Here is a 13,463-nt window from a genome sequence, read left to right as displayed (position 1 = left end):
AAATCAGCCGGAAATCAGAAAGGAGCATTTAACTTGCGGTAAACTTTCTCCGTTTTGGCTTCAGGCTTACAAGCCGATGGCTGGAAAGAGAAAACCGTTTTCGGGCTGTTTTGCAAAAAGCCGCCTGAAAACACCCCGAACCCTATACCTATATCCTAATTTACCCCATGCAAAGAATCCTATTGTTCCTCATGGCCTGCGTCTTCACGGTGCAGTTGCAGGCCCAGACGCTCACCTCGCCAGACAAGAACCTCACGTTCAAGTTTGAGCTGAAAGAGAAAGGCGTTCCCTCTTACCAACTGACGTACAAGAAAAAACCGGTCATCAAACCCAGCACTTTGGGCATTGAAACCAAAGACGTAGCTTCTTTCCTGGACGGCTTCACCGTAACTAAAACCGAGCTGCAATCGGTGAACGATACCTGGGAGCCAGTACTGGGCGAACAGAAAACCATCCGAAACAACTACAACGAGTTGTTGGTGACTTTGACGCAGAAGGCGCAGAAAGACCGTGTCATCCGCCTCCGCTTCCGGCTGTTCAACGACGGTCTGGGTTTCCGCTACGAATTCCCAAAACAGAAGGAGCTGAACTACTTCGTGATCAAGGAAGAGCACTCGCAGTTCAACCTGGCCGGTGACCACAAGATCTTCTGGATTCCGGGCGACTATGACACCAATGAGTATCCGTACACCACTTCTAAAGTGTCGGAGATCCCGGGCCTGCAGAAGAAAGCCACGGTGCAGATCACGGCGCAGACGCCTATCAAAGAACCATCGGTGCAGACGCCTTCCATGATGAAATCCGCTGATGGCCTGTACATCAACATTCACGAGGCCGCGCTCATCAACTACCCGGCCATGGACCTGGAAGTGGATGCCAAAACCCTCCGGATGAAATCGCACCTGGTGCCCGATGCCGTGGGCAACAAGGGCTACATGCAAACCGATGCCCAGACGCCTTGGCGTACCATCATCGTGAGCGACAAAGCCACCGACATCCTGGCCTCCAAACTGATCCTTAATCTGAACGAGCCTACCAAATACAAAGACGTTTCCTGGATCAAGCCGGTGAAATACATTGGCGTGTGGTGGGAGTACTTTGTGGCCGGCAAAAGTACCTGGGCCTACGGTACCGAGAACAACGTGAAACTGGACCAGGACTTCAGCAAGCTCACGCCCAACAATCGCCACGGCGCCACCACCCAGAACGTGAAAAGACACATTGACTTTGCCGCCGAGCACGGTTTTGATGCGGTGCTGGTAGAAGGCTGGAACATCGGCTGGGAAGATTGGATCGGGAACTGGAAAGAGAACGTGTTTGACTTTGTGACGCCGTACCCAGACTTCGATGTGAAGGAGCTGCAGCGTTATGCTGCCTCTAAAAAGGTGAAGATCATGATGCACCACGAGACCTCGGCCTCCGCCACGAACTACGAGCGCCGCCTGCACCCCGCTTTCCAGTTTATGGTGGATAACGGTTACAACGCCGTGAAAACCGGTTACGTAGGCCAGATCATTCCGCGCGGCGAGCACCACGACGGCCAATGGATGGTGAACCACTACATTCACGTAGCCAACACCGCTGCCGATTACAAGATCATGGTCAATAGCCACGAAGCCGTGCGCCCCACCGGCCTTAACCGCACCTACCCTAACTGGATCGCGCAGGAATCTGCTAGAGGAACTGAGTTTGAAGCCATGGGCGGACTGGCCCCGGAGCACACCACCATCCTGCCATTTACCCGTCTCATGGGTGGCCCGATGGACTACACGCCCGGCATTTTCCAGACCGATTTATCTATTTACGGGCATGGCAACCGCGTGAACACCACCCTGGTAAAGCAGCTGGCCTACTACGTAACCATGTACAGCCCGCTGCAGATGGCCGCCGATATGCCTGAGAACTACCTCCGCTTCCCCGATGCGTTCCAGTTCATCAAAGACGTAGCCGTGGATTGGGATGACACCTACGTGCTGGAAGCCGAGCCCGGCGACTACGTGACCACCGCCCGCAAAGCCAAAGGCAAAGATGAGTGGTTCGTAGGCGGCGTCACAGATGAAAACCCGCGCACCGCCACCGTAAACTTCTCCTTCCTGCCCAAAGGCAAGCAGTACATTGCCACCATCTACGCAGACGGCGCAGACGCCAGCTACGACAAAAAACCCCAGAGCTACACCGTGAGGAAAGTAGTGGTAACGCCTGGCAGTGTCTTGAAGCAGAAACTAGCCTCCAGCGGCGGCCTGGCCATCAGCATCAAAGAAGGCAGCAAGAAAGAAGTAAAAGATTTGCCAAAGTTGTAAAGTGCTTATTACCTGATATAACAAAACGCCCCGCTGGAATGTCCAGCGGGGCGTTTTGTTCCTATGAACGACCTTGGCTCGGGAAGTGGCAGCAACTGTTCAGAAACACCTTAACATCTGCGAAACGACAATCCCGATTTTAAGTCTAATCTTCCAAAGTTTTACACGCCTTTCGTCCCCCTTTGAAGGGGGTAGGGGGATGACAAGGTCGTTTCAAGAACCAGAGACTTTACTACAGTGCAGGGAACTTGATGGTGCTCCTCACCTAGGGCAACCTCAAAGGATTGCCCCTACCAAATCGGGAATGTGTGTGATCAGCAAGAGTAATCATCTCCCTACCCCCTTCAAAGGGGGACGGAATGCGTGACAATTAAGGTAGATAAGTTCAGGTGAACAGCCACCTTGATGTTACTTGCAGGTTATTACTTACATTCCCGGTTCATCGGCGCTGGGGCCGTAGCTGCCAGGGATAGGTATGTCGAGCAGACGCAGGAACACGCCCAATTGCGCCCGGTGGTGGATGATCTGGCTCATGGTCATGCGCAGCACATCGTATTTGGTGGAGGTGAGATAGATGGTATCTCCTTCTCTGAGAGTCCAGGACTCGTCTAGTTGTTCATCAGAGCCTTCGGCTAAATACTTTCTGGCGTCTTCCAGCATTTCCTCAAAATAGGCCAGCACCTCAGCGGTGGTATTTACAACTTTAGGCCGGTACGGGTTTTGGGCGAAATCCAGTTCGCTGGTGCTTAAGGTCATGCCTACCCAAGACGGCAAGTTCGCGATGTGCGTGGCCAGCGTGCGGATGTCCATGCTTCTGAGGTGGGGTCTCCAGTCGAACTTGTCATCTGGAATGCGCTCCAGCATTTTACGGGTGGTAACAGCTTCCTGCTCCATTTCTTTGGCGAGCAGATCCAGGATGGTAGTAGTGGCGATGGAGGTGTGCATCTCTGACATAAGGTTAGTGGTTTAGTGATGACACAAAGAAACCGTCACCCACTGACAACCCTATGGCAGTCTACTTTCAGGAAGTGTAAATTATTTTTTGATGTCCTGCGTTAAGCCTGTTTTCTAAAAAACAGCTTCAAAACGGTTTACCAAACGAGGCTTTATCAATACGGCACGGGCAATTGCTTCATGTACTCGCTTACCGGCAGGTGCTCGGTTTTGAGGAAAGGCAGGCCGGTGTTCCTGATGGTGAGGATGCGGGAGACTTTGAAATCGCGGTAGTCTTGGCGGTGGTGACACCAACCGATAAGGTGCCAACTGTAGGCGTAGAAAATCAGTCCGATGGGCTCCAGTTGCCGTTTACTGACTTCCTCGTTTTTGTTTTTATAGCCGATCTCCAGGATGGTTCTGTCTGAGATGGCCTGCTGAATAAGCGCCAGGTACTCGTAGTCATTGTTGAGGCAGGGCGGCAGTTGCAGCTTGATGTGGTTATTAAGGAAATCAAGTTTCTCTTTCTGGGTCGTGCGCAACACGGCTTTCACCTTGTTCAGCGCCGAGGCATAGTGCGTGTGGATGGATTTATCGGTGAACCCGAAGACCATGGCCTCCATCAACAGCAGGGCGTTGGCTTCCTCGGAGGTGAAGGAGACGGGCGGCAGAAAGTAGCCCTGCACCACAAAATAACCTTTGTGCGGCTCAAAGCCCACGGGTACGCCCTGCTCGCCCAGCGCCTTCACATCGCGGTACACGGTGCGAACACTGATGTCAAATGCCTCGGCAATCTTCTCGGCGGTCACGTATTTCTTGGACTGCAGCAAGGTCAATATACCGAAAAGCCTGTCTACCCGGTTCATAAGTTCAGTTGTTTTGCCAATGATAGGAAAAGGTTCTTTCTGGAACAATGCAGCCTCTCACCTGCTGCCTTTCACAAAAGCCTTTGGTTAGGCTTTCCGGCGGACTTTGCTGCGCTCTTTCTTCTGGGCAAACAGCCTGGCATCCACCTCCCCGGCATCGTAGAGCAGCATCCTGATCAGGTCATAATCCAGGTCCTGAACATGCAGGAAGGTTTTGGTGAACACCTGTTTTCGTTTGCCTTTTTCCAGGTAATCGGTCTCGTCCTGCAGCAGGTTTCCGTTGCAGAAACCCAGCTGTACACCTTCCTGCTTCACGGGCCCCCAAGGCAAAGCGCCGGGCCAGATAAAACAGATTCGGGTATGGCCCACGTAGAACGGCACGTTGTAGGAAAGCTTCTCAGCGCAGAACGGCAGACACTCCAGCACCAGGTGCCGCAGCTCGGCCACCAGTTTCCGTTCTTCCAAGGGCAGAAAAGCCAACAGCTCCTCCACGGTGTCAAACTTCTGGATTTCGTCCGCTTCCATATCGCTGGTGTTTACTTTCAACAACCGGTTCACATAGCATGAAGATAACCCAAATTGATGAATCTGAGGAGCACTTTCCCGTAAAAAAACGCCTAATGGAAGATTCGTGAGGAGGCATTTCAGGCCCGGTTTTCTAAAATTGGCTTGAAAATGAACCGGCGGCTTTCTCCGCAGAGATCATTTAGCCCGCCAGCGAGGCCTTGGCCGGATGACGGAACGAAATCAGGCCGAAAAGCAGCGCCAGCGAGGCATACACCACTGCCAAAGCCAAGGTAATTTGGTGCTGATGACCGGCCTGCAGGCCTTTCAGGAGCGCCATGGCCCCGGAGAAGAAATGCAGGAAATTGCCCATGGCCAGTGGACGGGCGTAGATCCCACCGATAAGGATACCCTTGGCCATCCAGTTCAGGATGGCGAAGCCCAGGTACAGCGCGCCCAGCAACTGCACCAGCAACGGGGCCATTCCGGTGGCCTCGGCGCCCAGGGACGCCAGCACCTCCTGCGGCAGAAAGGAAGCCGTTAACCCTAAAACAGCCATCACCACCGCGCTGCCCGACATGACAATTTTTGTATTCATACGTGCGGCCAAGGTATACATTTTCAACCACAAAAAACAAAAGCAATCGGCCCGGGAGGAAGTAAATCTTCCCGGGCCGATTGCTTTAAAAAGGGAGGTGTTTTGAGCCTGTTTTCCTGAAACCAGCCCCTAAACGCCTAGTCTACCAACCTGTGGTCGCGGGTGCGGTAGCCTCGGAAGCCGTAGAAAACAATGTAGAGGTAGCAGAGCAGGGGCACAATGAAGGAGAGCTGCACGTTGCCCGTCACATCGGCCACGGCGCCCTGCAGCGGCGGCACAATAGCCCCGCCCACGATGGCCATCACCAGCAGCGACGAACCCTGGCTCGTGTGCACGCCCAAGCCTTTGATGGCTAAGTCGAAGATGGTAGGGAACATGATGGAGTTGAACAACCCGATGCCGATCACCGCCCACATGGCCACGGCGCCTTGGCCGAAGGTACCGATCAGAAGCAGCACGATCACAGCGGTGGCGTAAAGACCCACCGTGCGGTTCGGGATGAAACCACCCAGCAGCAACACCACAAAGTTGGCGGCAATCAGCCCCAGGATGATGAGCGCCTGGTTCAGGTCATAGATGGCGTACACGGTCCCGAAGGTCACGGCCGCGATCACGGCCATGATCACGTACTTAAGCGAGTTGTTGCGGAACTGCGCCAGCGCCACAGCCCCGAAGAAACGGCCGATCATGGCCCCGCCCCAGTAAAACGACAGGAAGTGCTTGGCCTCAGACTCGTCCAGACCCGCAATCTGCGGCAGTTTGAAGTAGTTGATGAGCATGCTGCCCACGGCCACCTCGCCGCCCACGTACATGAAAATACAGATAATCCCCAGCACCAGGTGCTTGTGCTGCAGGGCGCCAGAGCCGGCCACCACCGCGGTACCATCGCCGGTGAGGCGGGGCAAACGGGCCAGTTTGATAATCACCGCAATCACAATCAAAGTAATGGCCAGGCCGATGTACGGCATCTTCACTGAATCCGCGGTGGCGGCATCATTAGACACCTGATCGAAAATAAGATATCCCCCGATGATAGGCGCAATGGTCGTCCCGAAAGAGTTCAGGGCCTGGGTCATGTTCATGCGGCTGGAGGAAGACTCCGGCGGACCTAGGATGGACACGTACGGGTTGGCCGTGATCTGCAGCACCGTGATGCCCGAGGCCAGCACGAACAAAGCGGCCAGGAACAAGCCGTAGGAATGAGAATCGGCGGCAGGCAGGAACAGCAGGCAGCCGATGGCCGTCACCGCCAATCCCACAATGATCCCGTTCTTGTATCCGATCTTCAGGATAGGGTCGCCTTTGGTCACCGAGAAGATAAAGTACAGAAGGGAGACAATGAAATAAGCCCCGAAGAAGGCCGTCTGGATGAGCATGGCCTGCCAGTTCTGCAGCGTGAAAACCTGCTGCAATTTGGGGATGAGGATGTCATTCATGCATGTGATGAAGCCCCACATGAAGAAGAGCATGGTCACCGTCATCAAGGCACCGGTGTAGCTCTTGCTGGTGGTACCGGGCTCTGTTACCGCGGGAGCCGAGGCCGCGCTGCTGGAAATTCCTGCCATATGGTTTGTTTTGTTTGGTAAGGGGATGAAACGTTAAAGTTCTGGTTTTCAGAAGCGGGCTACCCAAGCTTTTCCTCGGGAAGGGTTAGGCATTACGGACAGCGAGGCATCGGCAATAGTACTTCACCAATTCTCCCCCCGGCGGTTTCTGTTTCAGGTCGATTTTTGCAAAAACAAGCCCAAAACCAGCCGCCGCCGTATTGCCTCTACCCTTCAGAAAAGCAACCGATAGGTAGTAGCGGCTTTCTGTCCATAGAATCTTCAAGTATACTGCTTTATCTTCAGATTTTAGCCATAAAAGCCGTCAGAAAATCCGTTTGCAGCTTAGTAAAACAATTTAGCAGATTTATAAATGAAAAGCTTCAAAGGCAGAAAGCAATTTCTATCCTTGAAGCCTCATAAAAACCCTAACGGGAAAACTGCTTTGGTTACTTCGTGCTTTTCGCGGCAAAACCGGCCTGTTGCTGCAGGGCCTCCATGGCACCGGTCAAATACACCAGCGGGGCGTTCCAGTTGATGGCGATTTCATTGGAGGCGTAAGAGCAATCCACGTCCAGGTACATCTCATCTGGGGAGGTGGCGGTGTAGCCTTCGCACTTATCCTGCTTGTTGGCATTGCTGTTGGTACCGCCGGACAACAAACCCGGCACCGGCTCCGCCACGCCATCGGCGATGGAAGGACGGTGATGTGGGTGCATGGTGCTTTTCTCCCCAAAGCCGGTCACAAAGGAGTAGCCCACGGCATTGCGGCCCAGGAGGTAATCCAGGTTGGAGAGCGCGGCCTGCAGGTATTTCTTGTCGCCGGTGAGTTGGTACGCCTGCACGAGCAGAATGCCCTGGTTCGCGGCCACCGAGGAGCTGCCCCACACGTAATCTTCCTTGGCCCGGCCTATGACCATTCTGTAAGAAGCGTTGGCGGCGCCCGTCACCATGTCATCGGCGGACTGCAACAGCCTTTTTCTGATCTCCGGCAGGTCCTTCTGGGCGGCGCCTTTCTGGTTCTTGTTCCGCAGCAGGGTATAGTAGCCTAGCAGACGCACCTGTGCCCAGCTGGGCAGCGGCATCCTGGCATCGGGCAGCACGTTCACGGCCTGGTAGTAGCTGTCTTTCTGGGTAGTGGTGTAGAGCTCGGCGGCGGCCCACAGACGTTCATCGTTGAAGTCCTTGTCGCCATAGGCGCCGGTGGTCACATCCGGGTCGAAGCTCTTGTTCATGTCATCCTGCTCGTAGGCCACGTTGGGGTTTTTCTGGGCCCATTCCCAAGCTTTGGTGGCGGCGGTGAGGCAGGAATCAGACAAACCCGGAAACTCTTTGGGAAAGTTCTTGTACACGCGGCTGGCCTGCGCCATCACGGCCGCGAAGTTCAGGGCTGCGCCGGTTCCTTTCTGCACCACGTACCGGGGTTTGGTGGCCTCGTGGGGCATCACCATGCCGTCAAATGCAGGGTTGGTCAGTTTGTGGTACACGCCGCCATCGTTGGGGTCTTGCATGGTCAGCATCCACCGCAGGTTCCAGAGGGCCTCATCCAGCAGATCCGGCACGGCGTTCCCGCTCTCGGGGATGTTCAGTTTCTGGGCGGCGTAGAACTTAGGGAAATCCTCGTAAGACGAGAGCAGCGTGCCCATGGTGATGCCGCTGTTCACAATGTATTTGTTGTAGTCACCGGCATCATACCACCCTTTGGGAGAGGAAATCACCGTGCCGGCCGGGCGCTGGGCCGAGGCTGCCGAAGGGTGCACTAATACCTTATCATCTGGGTGGCCAGCCGGCCGATGCCATTTCCCGGCGTATTTCTCCGGCAGTTCAATGGCCGTACGCTGGAAGTAAAAGCCCTTGATGGCCGCGGCCGCCACTGGTCCGTGCACCTGTGGCTTTATGTCAAACGGATAGGACTTGCCTACCCCCGGAATCTCCAGCACGTAAGACCCAGTCCCGCTGAAACCGCTGAAATCCGCTAACCGCGTGGGTTTGCCGGAAAGTTCGGCCGCTTTGGCATCGGTGAGTTGGCCGGTAAAGACCGTTTTAGATCCATCGGCGGTTTTCACGAAGAACTTGCCGCCTTTGTTCTCGCCCACCACCACGGCTATTTTGGAGGCATTCGGGTAAAAACCGATCTGATTCAGCCGGATGGTTTCCTGGCTTGACAAGGGTTTCTGCGCCTGGGCACAGGAGAAAGAAAGGCAGAGCAGGGCTCCGCCCAAGGTTTTGTAGAGATGACGCATGGTTGTTCTTTTCAATTTATTTCTTTGCCCAAGGACAAAGACATGGAGGAATAGCCTTCTGGATGGGACATTTATACCCTTCAGAAAGGCTGTTTTCTGGTTGGCTAAGATAGGCAAGCCCACTCGCGCCGGGGTACACCAAATGTTTCAAATCTGTCCCTCTCCGGTTAACCCGTGCCTATCAAACCGAATGATTGCGGCCTGATTTTCAGAAAACAGCCTCAAAACGACTTTAAGATTCCTTTTTCTCGTTATGCAGACTTTCGGCGTAATTAGAGGGCAGTATGTTGTACTCCTCCTTGAAGTACTTGGTGAAGTATTTCCGGTTGTTGAAGCCCACCTTGTAAGCCACCTCGGCCACCGTAAGCTGGCTTTTCTCCAGGAACTGGGCCGCATGCTGCAGGCGAATCTTCCGGATGAATTCCACCGGCGACTGCCCCGTGATGGCCATCATCTTCTTATACAGGTGCACCCGACTCACGCCCAGTTCCCTGCTCATCTCCTCCACCGACAGGTCTGGGTTGGACAGGTTGTCCTCCACGTACTTGATGGCTTTCCGGATGAGTTTATCGTCCAGGGACACAATCTCGTTCTCGCTGGCCTGCACGCTAATCTTCTTCTCAAACACCTTCTGCAAAAGCGCCCGCTGGGAAATCAGGTTCCGGATGCGGGACAATAGCATATCAAAGTTGAAGGGCTTGGTTAGGTAATCATTGGCGCCCACGTCCAGGCCTTTGAGTTTCTTCTCGTCTGAGGCGTGGGCGGTAAGCAGCACAAACGGGATCTGCGAGGTTCTGGGGTCGGCCTTTATCTTCTGGCAGAACTCCATGCCGTCTACCTCAGGCATCATGAGGTCGCTCACAATGAGGTCTGGCAGGTGGAAGAGCGCTTTTTGCCAGCCCTCCTTGCCGTCACGGGCCTCCAGTATGTTGAAATGCGGCTTCAGGCTGTCTTTGAGGTAGAACCTGAAATCGTCGTTGTCTTCCACCACCAGCACTACGGGTTTGTTGTCGGCGAACACCGGTTTCTGGGGTTTCACAGGTTCTGCCTGCACCGGCTGGCTTGGCTCCTTGATTTCTTCCACCGGAATCTCCTCGCTTGCCTGCGCCTTGCTTAGTTCTTTCACCGGAATGGTCACGGTAAAGGAGCTTCCTTGGCCAGGGGCACTCTCCACGGAGATCACGCCCCCGTGCAGGTGCACAAACTCCTGCACCAACGCCAACCCGATGCCGCTGCCCTGGTTCACCATGTGGCTGGGCACGGTGTCGCGGAAGAAGCGCTCAAAGATCTTTTTGTGGTTTTCTTTGGCAATGCCAATGCCGCTGTCTTTGACTTTGATCTCAAGGATCTTAATCCCCTCTGAAGAGGAGTCATTGTTATGGCAGTTGAGCTCCACCGAGATTCGGCCGTGCTCCGGGGTGAACTTAAAGGCGTTGGAGAGCAGGTTGAACAGGATCTTCTCCAGTTTATCCTTGTCGAAGGACGTGTGCAGTTCGGGCACCTCGGTCTGGAAGGAAAGGGAAATATGCTTCTTATCAGAAAGGTCCCCGAAGGAATGGACAGTTTCTTCCACAAAAGCCACCACATTGCCCTCAGACGGCGAGAGTTTAATGTCCTCCACGTCCATCTTTTTGAAATCAAGCAGCTGGTTCACCATGTTCAGGAGGCGCCGGGCATTCTTGTTGATCATCTGGTACTGCTGATGCACCTCGGGGTCAGTGGTGGTTTTTAGCAGTTTCTCGATAGGCGCCAGAATGAGGGTAAGCGGCGTCCGGAACTCATGGCTCACGTTGGTGAAGAACTTGATTTTCAGGATATCCAGCTCGTGCAACTGCCGGGCCTCCCTTCTCTCCTGCTCCATCTCAAACCTGGCAATGGCCTTTTTGAGCTCTATCCGCCGGATCATAACCAGCCCCACCACTACTACCGCCGCATAGAGCAGAAAAGCCAGGGGCGTTTGCCAGAAAGGTGCCAGCACAGTAATCTTCATGGTGGCCGGGGTGGGGGTCCAGACGCCGTCATTGTTAGCGGCCATCACCTTGAACTTATACTCACCTGGGTCCAGGTTGGTGTAGGTGATCTTCCGGTTTCCGTCAGTGATAGGGTGCCACTCTTTGTCAAAGCCTTCCAGTTTGTAGCGGTAGCGGTTCTTCTCCGGGTGAATGTAGTTCAGGGCCGCAAACTCAATGGAGAACACGTTCTCGTCATGTTGCAGGGTTATTTCGCGGGTATCAGAGATGGACTTTTCCAGAATCACGCGGTCATCAACGGGTTGGTTGGGCACCAGGCTCCGGTTGAACAACTGAAAATCTGTGAACACCACCTTGGGCGGTACCTTGTTCTTCTCAATCCGGCTAGGGGTGAAAATGTTGAAACCGTTTGAGCCGCCAAAGATCAGTTCCCCCCGGCGGGTACTCAGGGCCGCGTTCTCATTGAAGGCTTTGCCCTGCAAGCCGTCCTGCTCATCGTAGCTTACGAAATCATAGCGGTACCCCTTTCCCTGTTGCTTGACAATGACGTTGGCGATGCCGTTATGGGTGCTCACCCACAGGTTACCGCTTTTGTCTTCTAGAATGGTGGTGATGGTGTTGTTGGGCAGCCCGTCTTTGACCGTGAAATGGGTGAAAGAGTTATCACGCTCATTGTACAGGTCCAGCCCCTCGGTGGTCGCGATCCAAATGTTATTCCGGCTGTCTCTTTTTATATAGGTGATGTTGTTGCTAAGGAGGCTCTTGGGGTTCTTGGGATCATGGAGGAAAAAAGTACTCTTGCCCGTTTCCTTGTTGAAGACGTCAATACCGTAGCCGCCGCCCACCCAGAGATTCCCCTGCCGGTCCTCGGTGATGGAGCTGATGTAATCGCAGTGGTTGGGGAATTTGCCTGCACCGCCTTTGGAGTGGATGAACCCGTTCAGCTTCGGATCAAAGAGTTCCAGCCCGCCCCTGAGCGTGCCAATCCAGAGGTTGCCCTTGGTGTCTTCGTACAGTTCCCAGATGTTGTTGTCAGAGAGGCTGTGGGGATTTCCCGGCTCATTTTTATAATGCACGAACTTCTGGCCCTCCAGCCGCGAAAGCCCGCCAAGGTAGGTGCCCACCCACAGTTTCTGGTTGCGGTCAATGAGCAGGCTCACAATGATGTCGCTGGAGAGGCTGGCAGCGTCTTTGGGGTTATGCGTGTAGCGGGTGTACTGGCCGGTGGCCCGGTCTAAATAAAGCAGACCGGCACCGTTCGTGCCAATCCAGAGATTGCCTTTAGCGTCTTCGGCAAAGGCGTTCACATCATCAAACGGCAGGCTGCCCGGCACCGAGGACTGGGACTTGACATGCGGAAACCGGATGATGTTCTGGTGGTAGTAGTTGATGCCTTTCTTGAAGGTACCCACCCAGATAATGCCCTGGTTGTCTTTGTACAGAGAGTGGATGCTGTTATCCACCAAGCTCTGGTCAGACTCCTTGTCGTGCCGGATGTACTGGACCGTGAGGTTCTTCTTGTCAATGACGTTGATGCCGCCGTGATCGGTGCCCACCCAGATCTTGCCCGGGGCGCCTTCAATGATGCCGCGCACCAGGTTGTTGTTGAGCTGCAGTCCCGGAGAGTCTTTGTGGAAATGCTGGAGCGTTTTACCTGCGCTGGAGTAAAAGTAAACGCCTCCTTCCCTTTCGCGCACGTAGAGCCACAGGTCATTATTAGTGTCCACGGTGAGGGCGTAGTCCTGCGTTTCCTGGCTGTATTTGCGGTAGATGTCGTCGTTGCGCTCTACTACTTTGAGGGTTTTGCCGTCCAGCCGCTCCAGGAGGCCATTTTGGTGCACCATCCAGATATCGCCGCGGGAAGTCTGGCCGATGGACGATATATTGTTCGTGCTCAGGCTGCTTTTGGCAGAGAAAGCGTGCTTGAGGTGCACAGAGCTTTTATTGCGCACATTGTACTTCACCAGTCCCTGGCCCGACACTACAAACCAGAAGTTACCTTCCCGGTCTTTGAGGATATCCTGCACCACGCTGGATGCCGGCAGTTTATATTGTTTATAAAAGGCCTGGGGGTTTCGGTGGAACCGCTCGGTCTGCGGGTCAAAGATGCAATTGCCCTGGAAGGTCTGTACCCAGATGCGCCCGTCGGGGCCTTCCAGCAGCTTGGTCACATCATTGCTGATGAGCGAAGTGGTGTCGTTGGACTGGGACTTGTAGACCTTGAGTTTATTGCCGTCATAGCGGTTCAGACCACCCGAGACGGTGCCCACCCACAGGTAGCCGCGGCTGTCTTTAAGGAAACACTTCACCTGGTTGCTGGACAAGCCCTGGTCCATGTCTATAGACGAAAACCTGAACTGCCCCGGCGCCTGCGCCTGACTCTGTTGGGCCAACGACCCCAGCAGCACCAGCACTACCACTACCCATCTTTTTACTCCCATACCTGATCTTCAGTGGAAATTTATCTTAAACCCACCCCTTGCCATGGGCTGGGGCCATTTATTT

General features: G+C 54.3%; 8 protein-coding genes. 1 reads left to right on the top strand and 7 read right to left on the bottom strand.

Annotation, left to right across the window (positions count from 1 at the left end; translation table 11 throughout):
- The first annotated feature begins 167 nt into the window (after window positions 1–167).
- Entirely contained in the window at window positions 168–2,300 is a 2,133-nt protein-coding gene (locus J3P35_RS05360) for a glycoside hydrolase family 97 protein (protein WP_210463321.1), read from the top strand.
- A gap of 426 nt (window positions 2,301–2,726) precedes the next feature.
- Here J3P35_RS05360 and J3P35_RS05355 read toward each other — a convergent pair whose 3' ends face one another.
- From J3P35_RS05355 to J3P35_RS05325, 7 genes are all read right to left on the bottom strand, one after another.
- Window positions 2,727–3,254 carry a DinB family protein gene (locus J3P35_RS05355; RefSeq protein ID WP_246849975.1) on the bottom strand — a complete coding sequence of 176 codons (528 nt, stop codon included), beginning with the start codon at window positions 3,252–3,254 and terminating at the stop codon, window positions 2,727–2,729.
- Window positions 3,255–3,409: 155 nt separating this feature from the next.
- Window positions 3,410–4,099: a helix-turn-helix transcriptional regulator gene (locus J3P35_RS05350; protein ID WP_210463320.1), complete on the bottom strand. Its 690-nt coding sequence runs from the start codon at window positions 4,097–4,099 to the stop codon at window positions 3,410–3,412.
- Window positions 4,100–4,186: 87 nt separating this feature from the next.
- The gene (locus J3P35_RS05345) at window positions 4,187–4,624 is read right to left on the bottom strand and encodes a DUF1801 domain-containing protein (RefSeq protein ID WP_210463319.1); all 438 of its coding nucleotides are present in this window, start codon (window positions 4,622–4,624) and stop codon (window positions 4,187–4,189) included.
- Window positions 4,625–4,805: 181 nt separating this feature from the next.
- Window positions 4,806–5,201: a hypothetical protein gene (locus J3P35_RS05340; RefSeq protein ID WP_210463318.1), complete on the bottom strand. Its 396-nt coding sequence runs from the start codon at window positions 5,199–5,201 to the stop codon at window positions 4,806–4,808.
- Between the two features lie 137 nt (window positions 5,202–5,338).
- On the bottom strand, window positions 5,339–6,766 hold the full coding sequence (locus J3P35_RS05335) for a sugar MFS transporter (protein WP_210463317.1): 1,428 nt from the start codon (window positions 6,764–6,766) through the stop codon (window positions 5,339–5,341).
- Between the two features lie 428 nt (window positions 6,767–7,194).
- A complete protein-coding gene (locus J3P35_RS05330; RefSeq protein WP_210463316.1) occupies window positions 7,195–8,988 on the bottom strand; it encodes a glycoside hydrolase family 9 protein in 1,794 nt (597 codons plus the stop codon).
- Window positions 8,989–9,220: 232 nt separating this feature from the next.
- Window positions 9,221–13,399, bottom strand: a complete 4,179-nt coding sequence (locus J3P35_RS05325; protein WP_246849973.1) for a hybrid sensor histidine kinase/response regulator transcription factor — start codon at window positions 13,397–13,399, stop codon at window positions 9,221–9,223.
- Between the last annotated feature and the right edge of the window lie 64 nt (window positions 13,400–13,463).

It is taken from the genome of Rufibacter roseolus (genome assembly GCF_017916365.1).
Classification (GTDB): domain Bacteria; phylum Bacteroidota; class Bacteroidia; order Cytophagales; family Hymenobacteraceae; genus Nibribacter; species Nibribacter roseolus.
Note: the sequence above shows the minus strand (reverse complement) of the source record. Positions and strands in the feature narration are given on the sequence as shown.

Coding starts and splice junctions, on each gene's coding strand:
- J3P35_RS05335 (WP_210463317.1), bottom strand. CDS start 6,766: ATGGCAGGAATTTCCAGCAGCGCGGCCTCGGCTCCCGCGGTAACAGAG.
- J3P35_RS05360 (WP_210463321.1), top strand. CDS start 168: ATGCAAAGAATCCTATTGTTCCTCATGGCCTGCGTCTTCACGGTGCAG.
- J3P35_RS05340 (WP_210463318.1), bottom strand. CDS start 5,201: ATGAATACAAAAATTGTCATGTCGGGCAGCGCGGTGGTGATGGCTGTT.
- J3P35_RS05330 (WP_210463316.1), bottom strand. CDS start 8,988: ATGCGTCATCTCTACAAAACCTTGGGCGGAGCCCTGCTCTGCCTTTCT.
- J3P35_RS05325 (WP_246849973.1), bottom strand. CDS start 13,399: ATGGGAGTAAAAAGATGGGTAGTGGTAGTGCTGGTGCTGCTGGGGTCG.
- J3P35_RS05345 (WP_210463319.1), bottom strand. CDS start 4,624: ATGGAAGCGGACGAAATCCAGAAGTTTGACACCGTGGAGGAGCTGTTG.
- J3P35_RS05350 (WP_210463320.1), bottom strand. CDS start 4,099: ATGAACCGGGTAGACAGGCTTTTCGGTATATTGACCTTGCTGCAGTCC.
- J3P35_RS05355 (WP_246849975.1), bottom strand. CDS start 3,254: ATGTCAGAGATGCACACCTCCATCGCCACTACTACCATCCTGGATCTG.